The following is a 925-nucleotide window of genomic DNA, read 5'->3' as shown; positions in this document are numbered from 1 at the left end:
CAGGCGCGGATGTGGTCGACGTAGGTGGCGGCATGCCGCGCGGGGCGATGGCCGTAGGCCGCGACGCCGAGCTGGTACCGGCGGGTGCCGGTGGAGCAGGCGAGGATTTCCTTGAGTCGTAGGCAGTAGCCGCCGAGACGTCGGGGATAAAGCGGTCGCGGGGCACGCGGGCCAGCGCGGCCCGGACGGCGGGGTTCTGGGCATGTCCGGCGGCGACGATGTCGTCGATCATGCGGGCGCGCGATTCCGCGACGCCTTGGCGGTCGTTCATCGGGATCCTCGAAGTCGGTGATACGTACCAGGGGCTGGGCAGATCAGTGCGCCCGGCGAGCCGATGCGGAACGCTGACCCGGCACAGCACGCCCGGCTGGCGCTGCACCAGCGCGCCAGCGGCCATGATCGTTCCTTGCCGTACCGATGCGTGGATGCCGCGGCGATTGCCTTGCGTCGGCGGTGTACGCACGGGGCACGGATGGCGTGCCGGAGAAGACTGTGTGGCGGAGGTCGGCGGCCATGGTCGCCCCTTTCGTCGTCGTGGTCGGCGTCCCGGCGTCCGCGCCGGGACACCGGGACACCTCTGCCCGGGGGCTGCTCCAGCAGGCATGCTGCTTCCCGCTGGGCGCCTGCTCCGGGCTGGCCGGGAAGCGCACACCTCCCGGCCGGCTTGGTGCTCATGCAGGCGCTATCACCGGTCCCGGCCGTTGCTCGCGGCCGGGACTGGTTTCGCCTAGCGCATGGTGCTAACGGAGCCGGTGTAGAACTCGGTAGCGGTGTTGAAGATCCAGGTCCGGAACTTCTCCACGCTGGTGTAGATCGTCTTCCCGGGCGTTGTGCCCGCCGACGATGCTGGGTGCCGCGTCGTCGGTGCCCGCCGCAGCGGCGGTGCCGGTCGCGGCGAGCAGGCCGCCCGCCGCGCATGCGGCCA

The 925-nt window shown here is 71.5% G+C and carries 1 protein-coding gene and 1 pseudogene; both read right to left on the bottom strand.

The window, feature by feature from the left end; all coding sequences use genetic code 11:
* Window positions 1-397: pseudogene (locus CF165_RS51015) on the bottom strand (hypothetical protein); the annotation flags it as partial.
* Window positions 398-740: 343 nt separating this feature from the next.
* Window positions 741-925 (bottom strand): hypothetical protein (locus CF165_RS52400; protein ID WP_205661255.1); only part of this gene is annotated, 185 nt, incomplete at its 5' end.

Origin of the sequence: Amycolatopsis vastitatis, from assembly GCF_002234595.1 — a bacterium.
GTDB lineage: Bacteria > Actinomycetota > Actinomycetes > Mycobacteriales > Pseudonocardiaceae > Amycolatopsis > Amycolatopsis vastitatis.
The sequence above is the reverse complement of the archived record's forward strand: the minus strand, read 5'-3'. Positions and strand labels throughout refer to the sequence as shown.